Source organism: Corynebacterium sp. KPL2825, from assembly GCF_037908445.1.
GTDB classification, from domain to species: domain Bacteria; phylum Actinomycetota; class Actinomycetes; order Mycobacteriales; family Mycobacteriaceae; genus Corynebacterium; species Corynebacterium kefirresidentii.
Genome location: NZ_JBBMGI010000002.1, coordinates 255,191 through 277,205 on the forward strand (window position 1 = coordinate 255,191; position 22,015 = coordinate 277,205).

The 22,015-nt window shown below is 57.0% G+C and carries 20 protein-coding genes; 5 read left to right on the forward strand and 15 right to left on the reverse strand.

Going from position 1 to position 22,015, the window contains the following annotated elements:
* The first annotated feature begins 2 nt into the window (after positions 1-2).
* A complete protein-coding gene (locus WMQ00_RS02785) occupies positions 3-1,337 on the forward strand; it encodes a protein kinase domain-containing protein (protein ID WP_023021187.1) in 1,335 nt (444 codons plus the stop codon).
* Here the strand turns inward: WMQ00_RS02785 and WMQ00_RS02790 are convergent.
* Both WMQ00_RS02790 and WMQ00_RS02795 read right to left on the reverse strand, forming a co-directional pair.
* Positions 1,334-2,722, reverse strand: a complete 1,389-nt coding sequence (locus tag WMQ00_RS02790; protein WP_340440649.1) for a class II 3-deoxy-7-phosphoheptulonate synthase — start codon at positions 2,720-2,722, stop codon at positions 1,334-1,336. The two genes, WMQ00_RS02785 and WMQ00_RS02790, sit on opposite strands and share 4 nt — an antisense overlap.
* Before the next feature lie 44 nt (positions 2,723-2,766).
* The gene (locus tag WMQ00_RS02795) at positions 2,767-3,276 is read right to left on the reverse strand and encodes a polyadenylate-specific 3'-exoribonuclease AS (protein WP_023021185.1); all 510 of its coding nucleotides are present in this window, start codon (positions 3,274-3,276) and stop codon (positions 2,767-2,769) included.
* A gap of 74 nt (positions 3,277-3,350) precedes the next feature.
* On the opposite strand from WMQ00_RS02795, the gene WMQ00_RS02800 reads away from it, so the two are divergent.
* Positions 3,351-4,532: a glycosyltransferase 87 family protein gene (locus WMQ00_RS02800; protein WP_340440650.1), complete on the forward strand. Its 1,182-nt coding sequence runs from the start codon at positions 3,351-3,353 to the stop codon at positions 4,530-4,532.
* Here WMQ00_RS02800 and WMQ00_RS02805 read toward each other — a convergent pair.
* The 12 genes from WMQ00_RS02805 to ctaC all read right to left on the reverse strand — a co-directional run bounded on the left by WMQ00_RS02805 (position 4,438) and on the right by ctaC (position 17,650).
* Positions 4,438-5,529, reverse strand: a complete 1,092-nt coding sequence (locus tag WMQ00_RS02805) for a hypothetical protein (protein WP_023021183.1) — start codon at positions 5,527-5,529, stop codon at positions 4,438-4,440. The two genes, WMQ00_RS02800 and WMQ00_RS02805, sit on opposite strands and share 95 nt — an antisense overlap.
* Before the next feature lie 65 nt (positions 5,530-5,594).
* Positions 5,595-6,335 (reverse strand): lysophospholipid acyltransferase family protein, encoded by a 741-nt coding sequence (locus WMQ00_RS02810; protein ID WP_023021182.1) that lies wholly within the window; start codon positions 6,333-6,335, stop codon positions 5,595-5,597.
* Between the two features lie 23 nt (positions 6,336-6,358).
* Positions 6,359-7,291, reverse strand: a complete 933-nt coding sequence (locus tag WMQ00_RS02815; RefSeq protein ID WP_023021181.1) for an ROK family protein — start codon at positions 7,289-7,291, stop codon at positions 6,359-6,361.
* Positions 7,292-7,329: 38 nt separating this feature from the next.
* Positions 7,330-8,433 carry a glycosyltransferase family 4 protein gene (locus tag WMQ00_RS02820; RefSeq protein WP_023021180.1) on the reverse strand — a complete coding sequence of 368 codons (1,104 nt, stop codon included), beginning with the start codon at positions 8,431-8,433 and terminating at the stop codon, positions 7,330-7,332.
* Positions 8,434-9,477 carry a C40 family peptidase gene (locus WMQ00_RS02825; RefSeq protein WP_200288858.1) on the reverse strand — a complete coding sequence of 348 codons (1,044 nt, stop codon included), beginning with the start codon at positions 9,475-9,477 and terminating at the stop codon, positions 8,434-8,436. It abuts the gene before it with no gap.
* 113 nt (positions 9,478-9,590) lie between these two features.
* A complete protein-coding gene (locus WMQ00_RS02830; protein WP_023021178.1) occupies positions 9,591-10,220 on the reverse strand; it encodes a C40 family peptidase in 630 nt (209 codons plus the stop codon).
* A 968-nt stretch (positions 10,221-11,188) separates the two neighbouring features.
* Positions 11,189-12,811 carry a cytochrome bc1 complex cytochrome b subunit gene (qcrB, locus tag WMQ00_RS02835; protein ID WP_023021177.1) on the reverse strand — a complete coding sequence of 541 codons (1,623 nt, stop codon included), beginning with the start codon at positions 12,809-12,811 and terminating at the stop codon, positions 11,189-11,191.
* A complete protein-coding gene (qcrA, locus tag WMQ00_RS02840) occupies positions 12,811-14,031 on the reverse strand; it encodes a cytochrome bc1 complex Rieske iron-sulfur subunit (protein WP_340440651.1) in 1,221 nt (406 codons plus the stop codon). The genes qcrB and qcrA overlap by 1 nt, the downstream gene beginning before the upstream one ends.
* Positions 14,028-14,915 (reverse strand): cytochrome bc1 complex diheme cytochrome c subunit, encoded by an 888-nt coding sequence (qcrC, locus tag WMQ00_RS02845; protein ID WP_049361051.1) that lies wholly within the window; start codon positions 14,913-14,915, stop codon positions 14,028-14,030. Before qcrC ends, qcrA begins: the two co-directional genes overlap by 4 nt.
* A gap of 53 nt (positions 14,916-14,968) precedes the next feature.
* A complete protein-coding gene (ctaE, locus tag WMQ00_RS02850) occupies positions 14,969-15,580 on the reverse strand; it encodes an aa3-type cytochrome oxidase subunit III (RefSeq protein WP_432417960.1) in 612 nt (203 codons plus the stop codon).
* A 545-nt stretch (positions 15,581-16,125) separates the two neighbouring features.
* Positions 16,126-16,557, reverse strand: a complete 432-nt coding sequence (gene ctaF, locus WMQ00_RS02855) for an aa3-type cytochrome oxidase subunit IV (RefSeq protein ID WP_049361050.1) — start codon at positions 16,555-16,557, stop codon at positions 16,126-16,128.
* Between the two features lie 19 nt (positions 16,558-16,576).
* Complete coding sequence (gene ctaC / locus WMQ00_RS02860; protein ID WP_200288855.1) at positions 16,577-17,650, reverse strand: aa3-type cytochrome oxidase subunit II; 1,074 nt, start codon at positions 17,648-17,650, stop codon at positions 16,577-16,579.
* 388 nt (positions 17,651-18,038) lie between these two features.
* Here ctaC and asnB point away from each other — a divergent pair, with 388 nt between their 5' ends.
* Positions 18,039-19,961: an asparagine synthase (glutamine-hydrolyzing) gene (gene asnB / locus WMQ00_RS02865; protein WP_284835830.1), complete on the forward strand. Its 1,923-nt coding sequence runs from the start codon at positions 18,039-18,041 to the stop codon at positions 19,959-19,961.
* Positions 19,962-20,027: 66 nt separating this feature from the next.
* Here asnB and WMQ00_RS02870 read toward each other — a convergent pair whose 3' ends face one another.
* A complete protein-coding gene (locus WMQ00_RS02870; RefSeq protein WP_005324455.1) occupies positions 20,028-20,372 on the reverse strand; it encodes a HesB/IscA family protein in 345 nt (114 codons plus the stop codon).
* 141 nt (positions 20,373-20,513) lie between these two features.
* On the opposite strand from WMQ00_RS02870, the gene WMQ00_RS02875 reads away from it, so the two are divergent.
* On the forward strand, positions 20,514-21,206 hold the full coding sequence (locus WMQ00_RS02875) for a DUF3043 domain-containing protein (RefSeq protein ID WP_200288854.1): 693 nt from the start codon (positions 20,514-20,516) through the stop codon (positions 21,204-21,206).
* 12 nt (positions 21,207-21,218) lie between these two features.
* Entirely contained in the window at positions 21,219-22,013 is a 795-nt protein-coding gene (locus tag WMQ00_RS02880; protein WP_200288853.1) for a nicotinate-nucleotide--dimethylbenzimidazole phosphoribosyltransferase, read from the forward strand.
* Positions 22,014-22,015 lie beyond the last annotated feature (2 nt).

Consider the following 22,015-nt stretch of genomic DNA (forward strand, 5'->3'; position numbering starts at 1 on the left):
GCATGACTAGGTTGGAAATTGGTGACGTGCTGGAAAACCGTTACCGCATCGATCGCCCCATTGCCCGCGGTGGCATGTCTACCGTCTATCGTTGCGTGGACATGCGGCTTGGGCGAGCGGTAGCGGCCAAGGTCATGGACGAGCGCTATTCCGATGACCCAGTCTTTATCAAGCGCTTTTCGCGCGAGGCCCGCGCCATGGCTCGTTTGCAGCATCCCAACCTCGTGGCTATTCACGATTTTTCGGCCGATGGTGAGCCCATCTACCTCATCATGGAACTCATCGATGGCGGTACGCTGCGCGAGCTTCTGGCCGAAGGCGGCCCCTTCCCAGTGCAGGCGGCCACCTCTACCCTGCGCAATGTTCTCCGCGGCCTAGAGGAGGTGCATTCCACCGGGCTCATCCACCGCGACATCAAACCCGATAATGTGCTTATTACCTCCCACCACCGAGTAAAGGTGGGCGATTTTGGGCTGGTGCGCGCCACCAATGCCGAAGCCACGACAAACATGATTGTGGGCACCGTGTCCTACCTTGCGCCAGAGCAAGTAACAGGTGAGGAAATTACCCCAGCCTCGGATGTATATTCAGCCGGTATCGTCCTCTTCGAGCTGCTTACCGGCACCGTTCCCTTCTCTGGCGATACTCCCATGGCGCATGCCACGGCCCGCTTAAATTCCGACGTCCCCGCGCCGTCGTCGCGTATCTCTGGTGTGCCCAAGCTTGTCGACGCCCTCGTGGCCACCGCCACCGCCCGTGATCCCCGTGAGCGCTTCTCCGACGCCGGCGAGTTTCTCGAGGCACTCGATGACGTCTGCCGAGAGCTCGATCTCCCAGACGTGACCATCCCCGTGCCAAGGAACGCTGCGGCAGCGCGCACGGCACAGGCTCCTACGGATTTTTCTGGCACAGGAGCCACCGAGATCTTTGAGCCCACTCGCAGCATCTCGCAGGACGAAACGGAGCATCTTGACGGTGGCCCGACAGAAGTCATCCCGCCGCAGCGCCTTAGTTTTGAAACAAAACTGGATATGCCTCAGGCGGAGGCCGCTCCAGGGCCGCAGCCACAACCGCAGCCATATTCCACGGCCGAGTCCCCCCTCGAACCGTTTGCCCCGGCAGCTGCATCTGCGCCACCACCGGTGCCGGCGTCTGTCCCTGAGCAACCGGTCCACAGCGCACAAGAAGAACCCGCCGAGCGTCCGCTGACCAACCGCAATCCGCTTTCACTAGTTCTTTTCCTACTAGTGGTAGCGATTGCTGTTGGCGCGGTGGCGATCGGCGGGTGGTGGTTCGGTTCTTCGCTTTATGGCATGACGCCGAACCTGTGGATTTAGTTACGCAGCATCTCCGCAATGAGGAAGGACAGCTCTAGCGATTGCTGTGTATTCAAGCGCGGATCTACGGCAGACTCATAGCGGCCCGGCAGGTCCACGTCGGTGATGTCCTCGGCACCGCCTAGGCACTCGGTGACGTCTTCACCGGTGAACTCGAGGTGCACGCCACCCGGATGGGTGCCCAGTTCACGGTGGACCTCAAAGAAGCCTTGGACCTCGTCCACAATCTTGTCAAAGTGGCGAGTCTTATAACCATTGGATGCGGTAAAGGTATTGCCGTGCATCGGATCAGACTGCCAAACCACCTTGTGGCCTGAGTCTTCCACTGCCTTCACGATGGCAGGTAGAACGCTGCGGACCTTATCGTGGCCCATGCGCGAAATCATGGTCAGGCGACCAGGTTCACGGTTCGGGTCGAGCCTTTCTGCGTACTCCACGGCCTGCTCTGGGGTTATCCCTGGCCCCAGCTTGATGCCCACTGGGTTGCCAATCATCGCCGCAAAATTCACGTGGAAATCTTCGATACCTCGAGTGCGCTCACCAATCCATACTTGGTGCGCAGAAAGATCGTAGAGCTTGGTATCGCCGTTATTATCCAAGCCCAAGCGCAGCATGGAGCGCTCGTAGTCCTTCAGCAATGCTTCGTGCGAGCAGTAGATATCGGCAGAGCGCAAGGTGTCATCGTGCACGCCGCAGGCATTCATAAAGTTCAGGCCGTTTTCGATCTCACGGGCTAGGTCCTGGTAGCGGGCACCAGCGCGAGATTTACGCACGAACTCACGGTTCCACTCATGCAGGCGGTAGAGATCCGCAGTTCCAGACGAGGTTAGCGAACGTACCAGGTTCATTGCCGCCGAAGAGTTTGCGTAGGCGCGGATCATGCGGGCGGGGTCGTGACGGCGCGCCTCCTCGCTTGGCTCCACGCCATTGACAATGTCACCGCGGTAGTTCAACAGACCGTTAGAATCCGTATCAGAGGAACGCGGCTTGGCGTACTGGCCGGCGATGCGGCCCAGTTTCACCACGGGAACCGAGGCACCATAGGTCAACACCACGGCCATCTGCAGCAGCGTTTTCACATTGCCGCGGATATGCGGCTCGGTATTTGACTCAAACGTTTCTGCACAGTCGCCGCCTTGCAGCAAAAAAGCCTTGCCTAGGGCAACGTCTGCCAGCTTCTTCTTGAGCGCTTCAATCTCGGGCGCAACCACGATAGGAGGCACGGATTCGAGAATTTTGCGCACGTTATTGGCCTGGGAGGGATCCCAGCTTGGCTGCTGCTTTGCATCACGCTTGATGACGTCTTGGAAGACTTCCTCGATGCCCTCAGGCAATGGTGGAAGGTCCGGGAGAACGCCTTGCGGAATATCTACTGTCCAACTCACACTGCTATTTAACCATTAAGGACCTATAGCGCGTTAGTTAAATTCTAGATATTGATTCTATTGCCCTTAGAGAGCGGAAGCACCTGGGCGCAGACACGGAACTTGGCAAGGTTATGGCGGGCGTCGACAAGCGCATCATGATTGCCCTTTGGCACGGCGGGCAAGCTTGGTCGTCCTGCAAACTCCCAGTACTGCTTGAGCTCGCGGGTATAGCGCGGCATCCGCCTAGGCAGCCCGGCCATATCTCCCCACAACTGCGCCAATACCACGTGATCGTAGGCTCCCACCCACGCCCACAGCTCTATCGGAGTGGAACTTTGGGTCAGGAATTCAAAGACCTCCGTGCGGATGGTCTCCAAAGGTTTCCACACTGGATCCCGGGGGCTGGGCAACTTGGCTAATACATTGTCTTTTACCCAAGAATTGGCCTTTGCCGGATCAAAATCCGTAGACACAGCGTAGTACTCGCTGCCATTCTCACCGACGATGCCGATGGAGACCAATTCAATGGTCTGTCCATCTTCGATAAATTCGGTGTCATAGAAGTAGCGCACGTCTCCCAAGCCTAGCGTCGCCTTATCCGGGGCGGTAAATTGGCCCCTTAAAGAGACAGTTGTACACTTCTGGCGTGAAGAAGTCTGTGTGGTTTACTGCATTTCCCTTGTGCCTATCTGCCCTCGTGGCCCTTTGGTGGCTGATTGATATTCCGGAGCTTTTCTCCGGCCATTTCTCCACCTACTACCACATTGACCTCGACGTTTACCGCGAAGGCGGTGCCGGCTTTGGCAGCGATTTATATGCCAAAGATTACCTAGTCGGCAGCAATCGCGATGTCTCTCTCCCCTTTACCTACCCGCCGTTTGCGGCGCTGCTTTTTGTCCCATTGAGCTGGATTCCCCTCACCGCCGCAAGCATCCTCATATCTATCGCTTCCTTTGCTGCGCTTTGGGGCTGCGTAGCCCTCGTTCTGCGTGCTTTGCGCTGCCCTGGCTGGGCAGGTTGGGCGCTTTTGGCCGCAATGCTTACTGAGCCGATCACGGAGACCTTTAGCTTCGGGCAGGTCAATATCTTGCTGACCGCACTAGTGGTGGTGGATATCCTCTGGCTTAGCCCCAGCCGTGGCCGCGGCGTGCTGACCGGTATTGCAATGGCTATCAAGCTCACCCCCGCAGTATTCCTCGCCGTGTTCTTTGTCCGCAGGGAATGGCGCGCATTTTTCAGCGCGCTAGTCGCCTTCCTAGCCGCGGGTCTCCTTGCCTTTGCTTGCAATCCGCATAGTTCCATCCAGTACTGGAGCGATACGTTGCGCGATTCCAACCGCATTGGCGGCCTTGCCTATAGCTCCAACCAATCTCTGCGCGGATTCTTCAGCCGCCTAGCCCCAGAACACGCCGAAAAGCTATGGCTCGTAGCTGTTCTCCTCGTCATTGCCCTCGTCTGGTTTACCATGGAGCGTCTCTCACAGGAGAACCAAGCGGTGCTCATGCTTCTGGCCGCATCAGTTTCGCTGCTGTGCTCGCCGGTGTCGTGGTCGCACCACTTTACCTGGCTCGTTTTGGCGGGAGTGCTTCTGGTGGCCCGTCGCCACTGGGGGCTTGCCGCACTAACGTGGCTGGCGCTTCTGGCTCGCGGGCACTGGCTCGTGCCTCATGCCAATGACCAAGAGCTAAGCTGGGCTTGGTGGCAGCACATCGTGGGCAATGATTACGCCATCGTTACTGCCCTGCTGGTTCTTTGTTCGCTACCATTGGCTCTACGACGGGCCGGCGCTTATCAATCCGCGGTGGAACCAGCGTCCACCCAAGGATAGGTACCTTGCCCAGCGCCCAAAGTGCCACCGAGGCCGCTGCCGAGTAGAAAAAGCAGGCGCCAATCCAGAACCAGGTATTTTCCATGGGCCACGCGCCGGCCAGGCTCACCGCGTAGTCACGGTGGGCCATGAAGAACCCGAATCCCACCGTCATGCCGATGGGGTGGGCCAAGTAAATGGGCAACGTGTGCCGGCCGACAAATTTTACGAAGGTGGAAAGCGCCGGAATATGGCTGATGATGACCGCACCGACGATGCCCGCTGGGGTTTCGAGCGTTTGCTCTGCAAAGCGAATCAAGAGATCTAAATCGCCCCGGCCGAGGACGTCCCCACCTGGCAATGGCCACTGCACAGCTACGTCACCTTCGATAGCATTCCAGGTTTGGCGGAGGGACAGTCCCGTGATGTAGCTAATGATGGCCGCACAATATACCCATAGCGATCCTGTGTGGAAGTTGCCCTTGAAGGGTGCTTCGGCGGCGTCGGCAAACCGCGTAATTGGTCCACGCAAATAGGCCGCCCCCACGAAAATGGGCAAGAACATAATTGCCTTGCCGATGAAAAAATAGTGGTCCTGCCAGGCTATAAAAAGCAGCGGTGCAAAACTTAGTCCTATGCCCGCCCACGCTGGCAGCTTGCGCACGGCCCACAAAAATATATTGAACAAAATGAGCGAGTGAATAAACCAAGCCATCGTGTGCCCCAAAAGCAGGTTATACAGTAGCTCAGTAACCTGGAGATAGGGATCACCGAAAACCCAGTGATATTCGATGCGCTTGGTCCATAGTTCAACGGTCATCCACACCGTATAGGGAACGAGGAAAAACCACAGGCGTCGAGTAAATAGCTCGCTAAAAGAATAGCGAAAAATCTTGGTAGAGAAATAGCCGGATACGAGAAAGAACAAGGGTAGGCGGAGCGGGTCCAGCCATACGTTTAGGGCAGCCAACCACGTTAGCTCACCTTCTGGAACTACCAGCGTGACGTGCAGCAGCACGACGCCGATAATGGATACGCCTTTAGCGGTATCTGGCCAGGCTAAGCGGGCCTTGGGAATAGTGATTACCTCCCCTTGTATTCTGCGCCGGCGGGGTAACCATGGCCAGCTTTGAGTGAAGCCTTCACATCGGAGGCGTACACATCAACATAAGGCTTATCGCTCATCTCGGCCAAATTGCGCATCACAAAATCAGTAAAGGCACGGATCGTCTCATGCTCTTTTGGATTCATACCGCGCTCTTTGGCCCACTCATGCGGCCAGATGGCGTCGCCCACCCGCACGCCGACCTTGAAGGGGCGAGGAATCCACGAGCCAATGGGATTAGCTTTGCGCGTGTTGATCATCGCAATGGGGAAAACCGGTTGGTTAGTCTCCATCGCAATGCGCGCCATGCCGGTGCGGCCCTTATAAACGCGACCATCCGGAGAACGGGTGCCTTCCGGGTAAATACCGAAAAGGTCCCCGCGGGACAAGATGCTTTCTGCGGTTTGCACAATGGCATCGCCAGCGTCTTCACTATCGCGCTCGATGGGGACTTGGCCTACCGAAGTAAAAAACCACTTCTGCAAGCTACCGACGAACCCAGGGGTGGTGAAATATTCCGACTTAGCTGGAAAGGTAATCTGGCGAGGGCATACCAAAGGAAAGAAGAAAGAATCCATCACAGCTTGGTGATTCGAGACCAAAATCGCGGGCCCTTCCGCTGGGATGTTTTCAATTCCCTCGGTCCACGGGCGATTCCATACGCGCAGGACAGGTCCGAAGAATATGTACTTAAAAGCCCAGTACCACTTGTTTTTCATCGCCAGGTCGTCCTTTGTTCGTTCTAACGGCCGCTACGGGCCAAATCGGCTACGCCAATCATACCCGCTGCAGACCCCAATTCCGCGGTGGCAACACGTGCGAGGGGGCGATGCCCTGCCCCGACAATATCTTGCCCCATGGCTTTGGTGGCCCCTTCGAGGTACAAGTCCGCGTCTTGAGATACGCCGCCGCCAAGCACTATGAGCTCTGGATCGAGGACATCGGCCACAATGGACAGGCCTTGACCTAGCCACCGGCTGAAGTCTTCCATCACCGCTACAGCAAGCGGGTCTCCCCTACGCGCTGCCTGGGTAATTTCTTTACCTGTAGGCTCCGCCGGCAACGAAGTCTCATAATGTTCACGCAGATCGGCGCAGGTATCCGGCAAGGCAGTCCCGGAGGCATAACGCTCCAAACAGCCACGCTTGCCACACGAGCACTGCCGCCCATTAGGAGACACCACGATATGCCCAAACTCTGGTGCGGTGCCGAACGCACCGCGGTAAATGGTGTCATGCGTCATCAGCGTGGCGCCGATTCCGGTTCCCACTGCAAAAAAGACCCAATCTTCCGCGCCACGACCAGCACCAAAGCGCCATTCTCCCCACGCAGCAGAATTTGCATCATGCTCCAAGCGCACGTGCATGTCTAGCTTGCGCGAAAGCGACTCCTGCACGTGGGCTTTCCGCCATGGAAGATGCGGGGCAAAGCGCACTACTTCGCACGAAGGATCCAGAAATCCCGCCAATGCGAGGCCAACCGCATCCACTGTATATTCAGCGCGCAGTTCCTCGACGATACCCACTATGTCCGCTTCCAGTTGCTCGACGTCCATAGAAGTGGGAACGGTACGGCTCGCGAGAATTTCCCCTTCCCGAGTGATCACTCCACCGCGCACGTTGGTGCCACCGACGTCAAAGCCGATAGTGAGATCGGCGGAGTTGTTCTTAAGCATGCATAACAGAATATACCGACAACCTGGTTAGGGTCACATCAGGACATCAGCCGACGCAATCGCTGGCCCATAATCCGCCAGGTCCAATGAGCTTCTACATGGCGACGCCCCGCTTGCCCCATGCTGAGCCTACGCTGCGGATCAGCCAAAAGAGCCTTTACTGCCTCTGCCAGTTCCTGCACCGATGAGCCATTGACGACGACTCCGGTATCCTCCGTCATTGTCTCCGGTGCTCCGCCGGAGTTTCCGGCAATAACCGGCAGGCCGCACGCTTGGGCCTCCAAGTAGACAATGCCTAGGCCCTCAACATCCAGACCGCCGCCGCGAGTGCGCGCCGGCATGGCAAAGATATCCGCCGCGTGCAAGGCAGTCTCAATGCTCTCTGCTTCTTGAATCACTGCATCCGGGCAGTAGATATCCGCCAGTTCCTCTAAGGCCCGGCGATAGCGCCCGCGCCCGATAAGAAGTAGCTGCGTATCGGGGAATTCTCCACGTACTAAGGGCATGGCGCGTAGGAGCTGATCCTGGCCTTTGCGGGGTACGAACCGCGATATGCACACGATAGTCGGCCCGCTGACACCGAACTCAGCCTTTGCAGCTGCACGTTGCTCCGGTGTGGCCGGGAAAAGTCCTTCTACACTCACGCCGGAAGGCAAATGCTCCCACCGCGGATTCGGCCCAAATGCTCGGCGCAACCGACGCAGGGTGTATTCAGAGATATAAGTAATGACGTCGGCGTGATCACCAATGCGGCGCAGGCACTGCCTGGCGACGGGCAGCATCGACCACCCCACCTCGTGTCCGTGGGTTGTAGCAACCACACGGGTGGCTCCTGCCTCTTTAGCGGCCTTGCCCATCAAGGCAAGGGGCGCAGCTGCACCGAACCACACGATGTCAATGCCCTCGGCGCGGATAATCTCCTGCATGCGGCGCACCGTGGCCGGCGTCGGCAGCATCACTCGGCGAGGCCAACGGATAACCTTGTAGTCCACCGCGGCATCGAATTCCGCCGGCGACTCCTGAGTCGAGGCAAATACCACGACGCCGCGCGGATCTAAGGTTGCTAAAAAATCCCGGAGGTAAGACTGAATCCCGCCGATCTTGGGCGGGAAATCATTGGTTACCAGCAGAACGCGGGCCACTTAGTACCGCGCCGTTCCGGTAATCGGCATGGACTTCAACGGCACCACCTGAACAGGCACGCCATAGGTAGAGGCATGGACCACCTGCCCATTACCGATGTACATACCCACGTGAGTGACACCAGGATAATAACCCACAATATCGCCCGGCTGCAGGTCCTCTAGCGGTACCGAGGTGCCGCCAGCAATCTGAGCCTGCGACGTACGTGGAATCGACTTGCCAATCTGCTGATACGCCCAGAACATCAGCCCAGAGCAATCAAATTGATCTGGGCCTGCAGCGCCCCAGCCATAAGGTGCACCCAGCTTCGACAGAGCAGCGGAAGCGGCACCATCAGCAACCTCGCCCAAATCCATATCAGGCTTATCGGTACCGCCGAACTGCCCTTCCCAGGCCTGACGCTGTTGCTCATCGAGGGCGTCTACCTGCTTCTCGATGTCCTCTTGCTGCTTTTCCAGCTCCTCCTTTTCCTTGAGGAGCTTCTCGCGCTGCTCTTCTAGCGCCTTCTTTTCCTCGCGTACCTTAGTAGCGGCTTCAGTAGCCTTGTGCTTTTCTCCCTCCGCCGTCGAAGCGGCGCTCGCCTTTGCATCAAGGGTGCGCTGCGCCTGGCGGGAAAGCGCGCCGAGGTAACCCATGCGCTCAACTGCATCGGAAGGATTTTCTGCAGCCAGCGCTCCCGATACAGCGGAGCGAGAATCGCCGCGGTAGCGCGACTGAGCGAGGTCATCGACGCGGCTCTGCTGCGCGGTCACGTCACCCTTCGCCTCATCCGCCCGAGTTTGCGCCTCAGCGGCTGCGCTCTCAGAATCAGAGACTTCCGCCTGTTTTTCCTCGAGCTTGATTTCTAGCTCTTTTACTTCTTCATTCTTGGCGGAAACCTTGCGCGCAACCTCGCCAACGCGCTCCACCAATGCGTCCATATCTTCCGTGGCGTTTTCCTGTTGCGGCGCCGCTTCCTGCGCAACTACCTGCGAAATCCCAGAAACCGACGACACAGCAAGAGCTGCCACGATTGCAGCTACGGGAAGTACTCGTTTAGACACGTAAGGACCCTTAGACTAAGAGGAATTTAAAAATCGCATTAACTATAGCGGGTTTTACCCCCTAATGCACAACAAAGCCCTCCCATGGAAGGAAGGGCTCTATCCGCTGCCTATTAGAAGCGGACAGCGGAGTGAATCGGCATGTAGTTCATGTCGCGCTCCTGAACCGGAACACCGGAGTTCAAAGCGTCAATGATGGTGCCGTGGCCGGTGTAGATGCCGACGTGGGATGCACCACCGTAGTAAGCGATGATGTCACCCGGCTGCAGCTGATCCAGCGGTACCGGAGTACCAGCGGAGGCCTGTGCCTGAGAGGTACGCGGAATCGGCTTGCCAGCCTGAGCGTATGCCCAGCTGGTCAGGCCGGAGCAATCGAAGGCGTTCGGGCCTGCAGCGCCGTAAACGTACGGGGAGCCGATAACGGAGCGAGCTGCTGCCAGCGCCTTCTGACCCACGGTCTGCTGTGCCGGAGCTGCCTGCTTGTGGCCGGCGGGTGCATAGGTGGTGTTCTGCTGGTCAGAAACCTGGCCCAAAGACGGAACGTAGCGGTCAATGTTCGGGACCTGGTCAATGTTCGGGACGGTTTCCAGACCTGCTACCTCGAAGCGGTAGTCAGTATTAGGTACGACGACCTCTGCCGCCTGTGCTACGCCTGGCGCAACGACAGCTGCGGTGGCAGCCAATGCTGCGGTAGATGCGATTCGACGGGTGTTCTTAATGCCCTGACGACGGTGCTGTGCCATGAGAAAAACTCCAAATCTTCCTGCGCGCCTACTTCTCTACTAAGAGAAGCTCTGACCCTGGGGGACTAGCGTTCGTTGGAAATCCGTTCCTTTAGGAATTCCTCCACTCGGCCCCTCAGTAGGAGGAGCCAGATGCGGCGCTGTAATTCTTCTGTTTAGATTGAGCACCTTTCGGGCGGTAACTCAATGTCTCGAATAGGTTACGAAATCATTACAACCGATGTCCATTCGCACTACCCAATTTTGCTTTGTTATCGGTTCGTTACCTTCCCTTGACCTAGACGAGACTTATCACCCATAGAACGAAATAAGTTCACCGCTAGCAGAACTTATAAACCTACTACCTGCATAAATATCAAAGCTCAGACCACACCGCTCAAAGCCGTATGTTCACAATGCTGACACTCAACAATTAAGCAAGTTCTAATTTGTGACTTTAGCCACTAACACATTTGATGGCCCTATTTAGCCGTAAGTTAACCCCTTCTACTCCACCGCACTGTAGCCCCTTCACGACAGTCGAACCTCCCTACATAGCCGAGCAGTATCGGCCTCTCGCCGCGTACAGATCTTTAACCGAAACCCATAGTGAAGGTCACCGCGAGACTAGAAAATAGGGCGTAACTACAAGGAACTTGAGAAAGCCCCTACAAGAAGCAGCATCGAAGCCTGACTGCCCGTAGGGACAACGCCAAACGAAAACAACAAGCCCGGCTATGAACGCCTGCCGAGGAACTCCATGGACTTCTCACGCGTTTATCGTCTAAACATTGCTCCTCCATGCTCCAAGGCCGCTCACCGCGCAGGGGCTCCATTCCAGTACTCTTTCTGCGCTTCGGCATTACACCTCAATAACAACAGCACCTAGAGAAGTATTGGGCCAGCAAAACGCAAAACCCACCCTTGCTCCTTCAGCAGGAGCAGGGTGGGTCTATGAGCGTGTTTCGAGTAATCCTCAGGAAAAGGGCTTAGATGCGGCCGTTTTCCTCATCCTCGCGGCGGTTAGCCTCGTTGAGGCGACGGAACATCTCCGCTTCCTCATCGTGGTTATCCGAGTGGATTTCATGGACGCGGTGCATGAGCGCCTCATCGTCAGGGCTAAAGGTGCCCTGAGTCTCGGAATCCGCCAAGCCGAGCTGGTTGAGCTGCTTTGGAACCTGAGCACCTGCGTACTCGAGGGGAACTGGGTGACCATCGGCATCAACCGGGCCGAGCGGCTGGTGAACCTCAATGAAGGCACCATTCGGCATCTGCTTGATAACGCCGGTCTCGATACCGTGCTCCAGAACCTCACGGTCGGAGCGCTGCAGACCAACGCAGATGCGGTAGGTCATGAAGTATGCAATCGGAGGCAAGATGATCAAGCCGATACGACCAACCCAGGTCATCGCGTTGAGCGAAATCTGGAAGAAGTGCGCTACGTGGTCGTTACCACCGGACAGCGTGACCAGCAAGAAGAATACGATGGCAGCTGCGCCGATAGCGGAACGGGTAGGAACATCGCGCGGACGCTGCAATAGGTTGTGGTGTGCATCGTCACCGGTGAACTTCTTCTCCAAGAATGGATATGCCATAAGCAGTACGACCATCAGACCACACAGCAGAGCAACCCAGAACGCGGAAGGAATGGTGTAGTTGCCAATGTAGAGCTCCCAAGCTGGCATGACACGGGCAACACCATCAGTCCACAGCATGTAGATATCCGGCTGAGAACCGGCGGAGACCTGGGACGGGTTGTATGGTCCAAGCGTCCAGATGGCGTTGATGGTCAGCAGACCAGACATCAGAGCAAGTACGCCGGCGACCATCATGCCCATGCCAATTGCCTTGGTAGCAAAGACCGGCATAATGCGGACACCAACGACGTTGTTCTCGGCACGGCCTGGTCCGGGGAACTGGGTGTGTTTCTGGAACCAAACCATAATCAGGTGGGCAGCAATCAGGCCGAGGATGATGCCCGGAATGACCAGAACGTGCAGGATGTAGAAACGATCCAGCATCAGGTCAGACGGGAAGTCACCGCTGAAGATTGCCCAGTGCAGCCAGGTACCGATAATAGGCAGGCCGAGGATGATGGCGGACATGATTCGCAGACCAACACCGGAAAGCAGGTCATCCGGCAGGGAGTAACCGAGGAAGCCCTCGATCATGCCCAGCAAGATGAGTGCGCAGCCGATGATCCAGTTTGCTTCACGTGGACGGCGGAATGCGCCGGTGAAGAAGATGCGGAGCATGTGAGCCACCATGGACATCATGAACAGCAGGGCTGCCCAGTGGTGCATCTGGCGCACAAACAGACCGCCACGAACCTCAAAAGAGATGTCCAGCGCAGTGGCGTAAGCGCGAGACATTTCCACACCGTTCAACGGTGCGTAGGTGCCGTCGTAAATGACCTTCGTAATGGAAGGGTCGAAGAACAACGCCAAGTAGATACCGGTCAGTACAAGAATGATGAAGCTGTACAGCGCCATCTCACCGAGCATGAAGGACCAGTGGGTCGGGAAGACCTTGTTCAGCTGAGTCCTCAGCACACCGGCGGCGCTATAACGCTCATCCATATTGTTGCCCATTTGGGCGAGTTTATTGCTCATTATGACTTACGCTCCCAGAATGCCGGGCCGACAGGCTCAATGAAGTTGCCCTGTGCAACGAGGTAGCCCTCGTCGTCCACCGTGATAGGCAGCTGTGGCAGTGCACGGGCTGCAGGACCGAAGACCGGCTTGCCGTAGTGCAAAGCGTCGAACTGCGACTGGTGGCATGGACACAGGATTCGGTTGGTCTGAGCCTCATAGAGAGAGGTCGGGCAACCGATGTGAGTACAGATCTTGGAGTAGGCGTAGTAGTCGCCGTGGTGGAAGTCTTCTTGACCTTCGCGCTCGATGGCCTTCTGCGCATCGTTGTGACGCAGTCGGATCAACATCACGGCGTTGCGGTTGCCGTGAATTGAGTGCATGTGGTGCTCGTAGACATCGCGCTCGGCATCGTACTTATCGCCATCGTTGACGTCTTCTTCTGCCAGCGGGAAGACGGTCTCCATACCGCCTGCTGCCAGATCCTCCGGACGCACGCGAACCAGGCGGGTAACGCCCTTGGTGCTGTAGTGCTCGTCGGTTTCACCGGAGTGCTTCTCAGCGATGGTACCGGTGTCGCGGGCCAGGTAAAGCTTGACACCTTCATTATGAAGGGTCCAGCCGGAGGTCCACAGAGTTCCGTCACCGGCGTAGTTCAGGTTGTGGCGAACCTTCCATGGGTTCTTGATTGCGCCGCCCAGCGGTGCAACCACAGTCAGGCCGAACAGAACGCCGGCTCCGCCCAACAGCCCCTGAACGGTCTTACGGCGACCAAGGGTGGAAGTCTTCCAAGAATCATTCAGCAACGCGGTCAAGGTACGACGGTCAACCTCTTCGGAAGGACCGTCATGGCGACGCTGTACGGAAATCTCCTCTGGGAGGATCTTCTTAACGTACTGAACAATGGCGATACCCAACGCACAAATTGCGAGTGCGGCGGTAATACCCAGCAAAGGAGTGTAGAGGGTGTGCCAAATGTGGCCCTCCTCCCCTAGCTGCTTGTACTGCCACGGCCAGAACAGGTAAACGCCGAGGAATCCCAGCCCGCCGATGACAGACAGGAAAAGCCAGATGGCGACGTTGCGGCCCGCACGCTTTTCAGCCGGGTCGCCTTCAACCGGGAAGCGCTCCTTGCGGAACGCGACGGTGACATCATCGAGCTCGGTACCTAGAGCAGCGAGTTCATCGTTGCTCATCTTATCGAGCTCAGCATTAGTGTAATTCTTCTTTACATTGCTCATGAGCGCGATCCAATCCACATAGCGGCGGCGCACAGGGCGCTAATGCCGATAATCCACATTGCCAGGCCTTCCGCTACGGGGCCGAGGCTACCAAGGTCCCAACCTGCTGGGGAAGGAGTTTCCTTTGCAGACTTGAGGTAGGCAATGATGTCCTTCTTCTCGTCTGCAGTCAGCTGGCGGTCGGAGAACTTAGGCATGTTCTGCGGGCCGGTCAGCATTGCCTGGTAAATCTCCTGCTCGCTTGCCGGGGCAAGCTCAGGAGCGAACTTACCGGAGGACAGCGCGCCACCCTGGCCGGTGAAGTTGTGGCAAGATGCACAGTTCATGCGGAAGAGCTCAGAGCCCTTCGCTACGTCTTCTGCTTGGATTTCGCCATTGTAGTTAGCACCACGCAGGGATTCCTGGGCAACGCTTCCGTCATCGTTGTAAACGATGTCTGCGCCGCCACCATTGGCTGCTACGTATGCAGCCAATGCCAGAGTCTGCTGCTCGGTGTAACGCGGAGCCTTGCGCTCTGCCTGCGCATCGTTAGACATCATCGGCATACGGCCAGAGTGTACTTGGAAGTACACAGAACCAGCGCCGATGCCAACGAGGGAGGGACCGCGGCCTTCGATGCCCTGCAGATTGGCACCGTGGCAAGTGATACAAGCGGTGTCATAGATGTCCTTGCCCTCCTGAACGAGGGCTTGGTCATCTTTTTCCGCCGTGGCGACCTGTGCGTCTGGGGTCAAGGCAGAAGCCAAGACGCCCGCACCGGACAGGCCAATCGCCAAAGCGAAGCCACCGGCAATGGTGCGCTTCGCCTTGCGGCGACGGCGGGTCTTCTTAGCCGCCGCAGTGGTCTGCTCCACTGCCACGGACTGCGAATTGTTATCCATCATTTTCCTTTAGATAACTCGAACACGGGAGGACTGTTTGGGGATAGTGGCCAGTTCTACTGGACCAAGTAAATAACGGTGAAGACGCCGATCCACACAACGTCAACGAAGTGCCAGTAGTAAGACACTGCCATTGCGGCGGTCGCCTGCGCCGGCGTGAACTTGGACTTAGCAACGCGCGCCAGGATGATTGCAAAAGAAATCAGACCTGCGGTCACGTGCGCAGCGTGGAAGCCGGTGATGATGTAGAACACCGAACCGAAGACGCTGGACTGCACAGTCACACCTGCGTGAATCAACTCGGTCCACTCGAATGCCATGATGCACAGGAACACAACGCCCAGTACCAGCGTCACGGTGTACCAGAGTCGAAGCTTGTAAACGTCACCCCTTTCTGCGGCAAACACGCCGAACTGAGAGGTCACAGAAGAAGTAATCAGCACTGCCGTAATGAGGAAACCCATGGGCAGGTTGATATGGGCGGTGTGCTCCGCCCAGTCGCCTTCTTGACCGTTTGCTCGCGAGGTGAACCACATCGCGAACAGTCCGGCAAAGAACATCAATTCCTGAGACAGGAACACGATGGTGCCCACACTGACCATATTTGGTCGGTTCAGTGAGGCAGCACGTGGTGCTGTCATACCTTGGTTAGAAACTACGCTCGTCACAGAGGCCATTATGGCTGTTCTGGGCGGCAAAGTCACCTCGATTCCCCCCGTTATCACTATTCATTTTTGATGCTTTAGCCAGCAGACGTTCAGCCAGTTCCCTGCGATATTTTTATTTTTTCCGCCGGGAACTTTTTCCTCTTCTTTACGACGCCCCATCGATGCAGGTGACAACACACGACGCCCCACGCTTAGAAATTCCCGAGCGCCCCCACCTCAGTAATTCTGACCTGTAGATGCATTAACAAGTACGCGAGATTGATACATTCTGGAGAGATAAATCACACCCACTCACCACCCCAAACCCGCAGGTCTACAACTTTCGGTCGACCCCCGCGAAAAGTCGCCTCTACGTGCCCGAATGACGTAGACAGTCAGGTAGCAGTCTTGCTAGATATCCAGCCACTACCCCACCACAGAAAAGTTTTTTGGAATCTAGGGAACTTTTTCGCGGAACATCCGACTATCGATCGCCAAAGCCCTCCTAGCTTCCAAAGCTAGGAGGGCGGAGAAGTTTTAGGCGGGGATTTCTTCAGAGTGAAGAACTAGTGCTTTTCCTTTGGCAGACCGTACTGCAGGGAAAGACCGGTGCATGCCGCGATGAGGCAGACAGCGCCGAGAGCGATCAACCAGAAGTAGAGGAAGATGATACCCAGGCCAAGGAGGGCGATAGCACCGGTCATAGCCAGCGGCCAGATGGAGCCTGGAGAGAAGAAGCCTAGGATGCCAGCCGCGTCCTCGGTCTCTGCCTCTTCCCAATCCTCTGGCAGGACGTCGCTGCGGTTATCGGTGAAGTGCAGGTAAGCACCGAGCATCATGCACAGCAGGAAGGCAAGGAACATACCCACGATGCCAACCCACTCGGCACCATACAGGTAGCCGTCGTCCTTAACGAAGGTAACGCCGAAGATGTAGACAATCAGCGAGACAAGAAGGTAGGTCGCGATTGAGTAAAAGACTTTCGATGTTGCACGCATTGTGTTGTGTCCTTATCTCTTATGCCGCCGTGTTGACGAAGTTGTCACCATTAGCGGTATCACGCTCGCCGGAGAACGGGTGGGTGGTAACCGCGTATGGGTCCTGACCGATTTCCTTGAGAGCCTCGGCGTTGGTAGCTTCCGGATTGTTCTCGCGGAACTTCATGTACTTGTTGAAGTCCTCTGGGGATACAACGCGGATTTCAAAGTTCATCATCGAGTGGTAGGTACCGCACATCTCGGCACAGCGACCAACGAATGCGCCCTGCTTCTCAATCTTTTCCACCTGGAAGCTACGCTCCTGAGCGTTTGCCTCTGGGTGTGCGTAGACGTCGCGCTTAAATAGGAACTCCGGTACCCAGAATGCGTGGGATACGTCCCCAGAAGCGAGACGGAATTCAATCGCGGTATCGGAAGGAAGAACCAGAACCGGAACCTCTTCGGTAGTACCGACGGTCTCAATCTTGTTGTAGTTCAGGTAGGAAAGGTCGCCCATGGACTTGCCGTGGATTGGGTTCGGGTTATCGATACCCTCTGGGTCGTGAGCAGACTTTTCTGCCTCGGCCTGACGTTCCTTATCAGCACCGTTATAGTTCTCACCGTTAACGTGGTTCTCCGCGTAACCGAACTTCCAGTTCCACTGGAAAGCGGTGACGTCGACGACGACCTTCGGATCCTTATCCAAGGCGGTAACTTTCTGCTGGGTCTGAACGGTAAAGAAGAACAGGCCCATGATAATGAGGATCGGAACGATGGTCAGAACCATCTCAAGCGGTACGTTGTACTGAATCTGGCGCGGGAACTCGCCCTTGCCATCCTTCTTCGCCTTCTTCGCGCTCCAGCGGAAGATAGCGGTGAGGAATAGGCCCCACATAATAAAACCAACGATCCATGCAGCAACCCAGACCCAAATCCAGAAGTTGTACATGGCCTCTGCCTCAGGGGTAATACCCTTTGGCCAACCGAATCCTAGGAGGTTCTCTACAGCAGTTGGCGCCTGAACGTCACAACCTGCCAGAGCGAGTCCACCCAGAGCAAGTGCGCCAGCTACGCCCGCCTTGCGGGCAAAGGTGCGCTTATTACGCTGTCCCACGTGTGTTCTGCCTTTCTGTCCACACAAAACTTCTCGAATACTCACAGAGCACTCTTACCCAATCAGAATAGAGGAAAATTGCCAGATTCCCAGCCTATTTAAAGGCATAAAAGGGCACCTAGTGCACTCATTTCATATTCTCCTTCTTGTAGGTTACCGCCCCACCTGCACAATGTTCCAACCGGACCCTAAGGTTCCAACACGACCATGTGTGTCAATTCACAGCTTGCCCGGGGATACATCAACCGAAAGTTCGCACCCTATCGGGGAAGCTATTTCCAAGGCAGCCAACAGCTTTCCTTAAGCCGTGGCGTGTTCTAGTTTGCACCTCTCGAGCCGTAAAGTGGGTGACTAGCAATAGACGCTTATATTAAGGAGCAATCTTTACATGTGCGGACTTCTTGGCATGCTCGCCGCCACGGGCGACGTAGATAAGTACGTTGACGCGCTAGAACGTTCCCTGCCTTGCATGCGCCACCGCGGCCCAGATGCGGCAGGCACCTGGCACGACGGCGATGCTGCCTTTGGCTTCAATCGCCTGTCCATCATTGACCTAGAACACTCCCACCAGCCCCTTCGCTGGGGTCCGGAGGACCAGCCTGACCGCTACGCCATGACCTTCAACGGCGAAATCTACAACTACGTAGAACTACGGGAAGAGCTCAAGGGCCTCGGCTATACCTTCCATACCGAAGGCGATGGTGAGCCTATCGTGGTGGGCTACCACCACTGGGGCAAGGACGTGGTCAACCACCTGCGCGGCATGTTCGGCATCGTCATCTGGGACACCCACACTAAGACGATGTTTGCTGCCCGCGACCAATTCGGCATCAAGCCGCTGTACTACGCCACCACCGACGCTGGCACTGTCTTTGCCTCCGAGATGAAGTGCATTCTGGAAATGGCAGACGAGATCGGTCTAGAGCTCAACCTTGACCGCCGCGCCATTGAGCATTACGTCGACCTGCAATACGTCCCGGAGCCGGAGTCCCTCCACGCGAATATCCGCCGCGTGGAATCCGGCTGCACCGTTACCCTTCGTCCAGGCGAAGAGGTTGTCTCCGAGCGCTACTTCAAGCCCCGCTTCCCTGTTCAACAGGTAAAGCAAGGTGAAGAGCAGCAACTCTTTAACCGGATTGCGGAGGCGCTGGAGGATTCCGTAGCTAAGCACATGCGCGCCGACGTCACCGTAGGCTCCTTCTTGTCGGGCGGCATTGACTCCACAGCTATTGCCACCCTGGCTAAGCGCCACAACCCTGATCTGCTGACTTTCACCACCGGCTTCGAGCGCGAGGGCTACTCTGAGGTCGATGTCGCGGCAGAGTCCGCGGAAGCTATTGGCGTGGAGCACATCGTCAAGATTGTCTCCCCGGAGGAGTATGCCGAGTCCATCCCGAAGATCATGTGGTACCTGGACAATCCGGTAGCTGACCCTTCGCTGGTGCCGCTCTATTTCGTGGCCCAAGAAGCCCGCAAGCACGTAAAGGTTGTTCTTTCCGGTGAGGGCGCGGACGAACTCTTTGGTGGTTACACCATCTATAAGGAGCCACTGTCCCTCGCTCCCTTTGAGAAGATCCCTTCCCCACTGCGCCGAGGGTTGGGCAAGCTCTCCCAGGTGCTGCCAGAAGGCATGAAGGGCAAGTCTTTGCTCAACCGTGGCTCGATGACCATGGAAGAGCGCTACTATGGCAACGCACGTTCCTTCAATTTTGAGCAGATGCAGCGGGTTATCCCGTGGGCGAAGCGCGAATGGGACCACCGTGAGGTTACTGCGCCCATCTACGCCCAGTCTGAGGGCTTTGACCCGGTCGCACGCATGCAGCACCTAGACCTCTTTACCTGGATGCGCGGTGACATCTTGGTCAAGGCCGATAAGATCAATATGGCCAACTCGCTTGAGCTTCGCGTGCCCTTCTTGGACAAGGAAGTCTTCAAGGTGGCCGAGTCCATCCCTTATGACCTGAAGATTTCCCACGGCACCACCAAGTACGCACTGCGCAAGGCAATGGAGCAGATCGTTCCGGCCCACGTTCTGCACCGCAAGAAGCTGGGCTTCCCCGTGCCGATGCGCCACTGGTTGGCCGGCGACGAGCTCTACGGCTGGGCCCAAGACACCATCAACGAATCCCAGACCGAGGACATCTTCAATAAGAAGGAAGTTCTCGAGATGCTCAAGGAGCACCGCGACGGCGTCTCCGACCACTCCCGCCGTTTGTGGACCGTACTGTCCTTTATGATTTGGCACGGCATCTTTGTGGAAAAGCGCATCGATCCGCAGATCGAGCAGCGCGACTATCCAGTCAAGCTCTAAGAGCCTTCCACACATACACAAGAGGGTGGGTGCCATCGGCACCCACCCTCTTTGCTGTCCTTCTTTTTAGTTGAAGGAATCGCCACAGGCGCAAGAACCGGTGGCATTCGGGTTATCGATGGTAAAACCCTGGGACTCGATGGTGTCAGCGAAGTCAATCTTGGCACCGGTCAGGTAAGGAACGGACATCTTGTCCACGACGAGGTTTACGCCGCCTACCTGGTCGACCTTGTCACCATCCAAGGTGCGATCATCAAAGTAAAGCTGGTAGCGCAGGCCAGCGCAGCCACCAGGCTGAACGGCAATGCGTAGGGAGAGATCGTCGCGGCCTTCCTGATCAAGCAGCGCCTTTGCCTTAGCGGCTGCTGCTTCAGTCAGAATGACGCCGGTTGCGGAAGCTGGAGCGGTCATCACTTCTCCTCAATAAGTATTGGTTTCGTTGCCACTACCCTACCCGCTTCTTTCAGGTGGGAAAAGGTAGCCCACTGCTACAACATCTACTGGGCCGGGCCTATTCCCCTATTCGCGCCTAAACCTTGTAGTGTGAGGAGCGTGAAACTCCCGTGGCAAAAAGATGACAAGACCTCCACTGAGCCCGCTCCTGCGCAGGACAAGGCGCAGGAAGAAATTCAGAAAGAGCCCCAGCGCAAGGGCTATACCCCACCGAAGGGTCGTCCTACGCCAAAGCGCTCCGAACAAGAGATCGCGCGCGGCGTAAAGCGCGATCCCCATGGCATGTCCGAAGCACAGCGTTACCAGCACCGCAAGGACATGAAGAAGTCCATGAGCAAGGACGAGTGGAAGGAATATAAGAAAAAGGAGCGCCAAGAGCGCCAGCAGGCCAACCGTGAGCAGCAGGCCCGCATGGCTGACGGTGATCCGCGTTTCCTTCCCGCTCGCGATCAGGGCGCAGAACGCGCCTATGTGCGCGATTGGGTAGATGCGCGCCGCAGCTTGAGCAATTGGGTTATGCCAATGGCCCTAGTTCTCATCGTGGTCGTGTTCTTGACTTACGCGGTACCAAGCATCGCGACGGTCATTAACGCGGTGGCGATGGTTATCCTCATTATCTTTGCCATCGAGGGCATCATCTTGGCCCGCCGCTGCAATAATGCCGTGCGTACCAAGTTCCCTGGCACCACTGAAGCCGGCTTTAGCCTGGGCTTTTATGCATATTCCCGCGCCAGCCAGCCGCGCAAGTGGCGCATTCCGCGCCCCCGCGTGGAGCTCGGTGCTGACGTTTAGGGAGATGTGCTCATGGCCATTCCGCAGCCCGATTCTCAGGCACGTACCGCACACGACGCACAGCTCGCGCCTTATGGGCGCCTGACCGAAGCCGCCCAATGGCTAGCCGCCTGCCAAGGCAGCGCCCCCGCTCAGGAGCCGCAGCGTATACGAGCCATCGTCTTTGCTGAGCAGGAGCCCCAGCTACCGGCTCCCGAGACCGCTGCGCGTCGGGCCGGGGCCGGACTGAATGTAGTCACGGTGACGGATCTATCCCAGGCATATGACTTGGGAGCCGCTACCGCAGATGCGGAAATTGATGCCGGTGCGGACCTACTGATTCCCGGCGGCGTGGAAAGCGCCCGCGTCCCCGCCGTGGTCATGGCGACGATGACGCAGACGGAGCCGGTAGTGATCGTCGGCAAGCAGCCCAGCGTGGAAGACTGGAAGCGAGAGGTCTCTGCCATTCGAGATGCTATGTTCCGCGCCCGCAACCTCGAGGGCATGGAGCTCGTAGCCTCCTGCCAGTCTGCGGTGCTGGCCGCTGCGGTGGGGCTCATTACCCGAGCCGCGGAGCGTCGCACGCCCCTCCTTATCGATGCCCCCTTAACCGCAACCGCGGCGCTCCTTGCCGAGCGCGATAACCCTGGGGTGAAAGAGTGGCTCTTTGCCACTACCCTTTCCACCGCCCCTGCCCATGAGTTGGCGCTAAGAAAACTGGGCCTCCAGCCACTGCACCAACTGGCAATGGAGCCGGAGCCCACCCTCGGCGCCCTAGCGGCGCTGCCGATGCTACTTACCGGAGTCGAGATCGCCGCAGACGCCTAAGC